The sequence below is a fragment of the Bradyrhizobium sp. YR681 genome (assembly GCF_000282615.1).
GTDB lineage: Bacteria > Pseudomonadota > Alphaproteobacteria > Rhizobiales > Xanthobacteraceae > Bradyrhizobium.
This window is the reverse complement of record NZ_AKIY01000066.1, coordinates 1-2,087: the sequence shown is the minus strand read 5'-3', so window position 1 is coordinate 2,087 and position 2,087 is coordinate 1. Positions and strand designations below refer to the sequence as shown.

General features: G+C 66.7%; 1 protein-coding gene. It reads left to right on the top strand.

Annotation, left to right across the window (positions count from 1 at the left end; genetic code table 11):
* Positions 1 to 2,087 (top strand): PAS-domain containing protein (locus PMI42_RS08450; RefSeq protein ID WP_008132564.1); only part of this gene is annotated, 2,087 nt, incomplete at both ends.

The window sequence follows — 2,087 nt, the reverse complement described above, 5'->3', positions numbered from 1 at the left end:
GAGCCATGGCGACCGCCGCTCGCAGGCCAAGGCCGGCCGCGCGTCGGGGCTGATCTATCCGCTGTCGCTGGCGATCTACTGCACCTCCTGGACCTTCTTCGGCTCGGTCGGCTTCGCCACCCGCACCTCGACCGACTTCCTCGCGATCTATGTCGGCCCGATCCTGATGATCGGCCTCGGCGCCGGTGTGCTCCGCCGCGTGATCCAGCTCGCCAAGGCGCACAACATCACCTCGATCGCCGACTTCATCGGCGCGCGCTACGGCAAGAGCCAGGCGGTGGCGGCAACCGTGGCGCTGATCGCGATCATCGGCTCGGTGCCCTACATCGCGCTCCAGCTCAAGGCCGTCGCGTCCTCGCTCGAAACCATCCTCAGCGAAGACCAGGCCTTCTCCCACATTCCGATCCTCGGCGACATGGCGCTGATGGTGACGCTGGCGATGGCGGCCTTCGCCGTGCTGTTCGGCACGCGGCAGACCGACGCCACCGAGCACCAGCACGGCCTGATGCTGGCGGTCGCGACCGAATCCATCATCAAGCTGGTCGCCTTCCTCGCCGCCGGCATCTTCGTCACGTTCTGGATGTTCTCGCCGCATGAATTGATCGAGCGCGCGATGAAGACGCCGGAGGCGGTGCGCGCCATCAACTATGCGCCGTCGATCGGCAACTTCCTGACCATGACGCTGCTGTCGCTGTGCGCGATCATGCTGCTGCCGCGCCAGTTCCATGTCAGCGTGGTCGAGAATTCCAGCGATGCCGAGGTCGGCCGCGCGCGCTGGCTGTTTCCGCTCTATCTCGTCGCCATCAATCTGTTCGTGATCCCGATTGCGCTCGCCGGCCTCGTCAGCTTCCCCTTTGGCGCGGCCGACCCTGATATGTACGTGCTGGCATTGCCGATGGAGGGCGGCGCCGACCTGCTCAGCGTCGCCGTCTTCGTCGGCGGCCTGTCGGCGGCGACCGCGATGGTGATCGTCGAATGCGTCGCGCTCTCCATCATGGTCTCCAACGACCTCGTGGTGCCGCTGGTGCTGCAAAGGCGGCCGGAGGGACGCGCCGGCGGCGCCGATTTCAGCGACTTCCTGCTGCGCTCGCGGCGCCTGGCGATCTTCGCCATCATGGTGATGGCCTATTTCTACTACCGCGCGCTCGGAAACACCCAGCTCGCCGCGATCGGCCTGCTCTCCTTTGCCGCCATCGCCCAGCTTGCGCCGAGCTTCTTCGGCGGGCTGCTGTGGCGACGGGCGACCGCACGCGGCGCGATCGGCGGCATGCTGGTCGGCTTCGCGGTCTGGCTCTACACGCTGTTCATTCCGAGCTTCATGGATTCCTCGACGTCGGGCATCCTGCTGCTCCAGCACGGCCCGTTCGGGATCGAGGCGCTGCGGCCGCAGGCGCTGTTCGGCGCCGACCTGCCGCCGCTGATGCACGGCGTGATCTGGTCGCTCTCGCTCAACATCCTCACCTATGTGCTGCTGTCGCTGGCGCGCCGCCCCTCTTCGATCGAGCTGGTGCAGGCCGATCTGTTCGTGCCGAACACGCTCGCGCCGATTGCCCCGAGCTTCCGCCGCTGGCGCACCACCGTCACGGTGCAGGACATCCAGACCACGGTGGCGCAATATCTCGGGCCCGACCGCGCCCGGCATTCGTTCGAGGCGTTCTCGGCCCGGCGCAATGTGCGGCTGGAGCCGGCAGCGCCCGCCGATTTCGAGCTGTTGCAGCACGCCGAGCACCTGATCGCTTCGTCGATTGGTGCTGCGTCCTCGCGCCTCGTGATGTCGCTGCTGCTGCGCAAGCGCACGGTCTCCGCGAAAGCTGCGCTGAAACTGCTCGACGATTCCCATGCGGCGCTGCATTTCAACCGCGAGGTCCTCCAGACCGCGCTCAACCATGTGCGCCAGGGCATTGCGGTGTTCGACGACGATTTGCAGCTGATCTGCTCCAACCGGCAGTTCGGCGACCTGCTCAACGTTCCCCCGCACTTCATCCAGTTCGGCACGCCGCTGCGCGAAATCCTGGAATTCATGGATGTCAGCAATCCGGCCGATCCGGTCGAGCGCGAGGCCCTGCTGGCGCGGCGGCTCGCCGCCT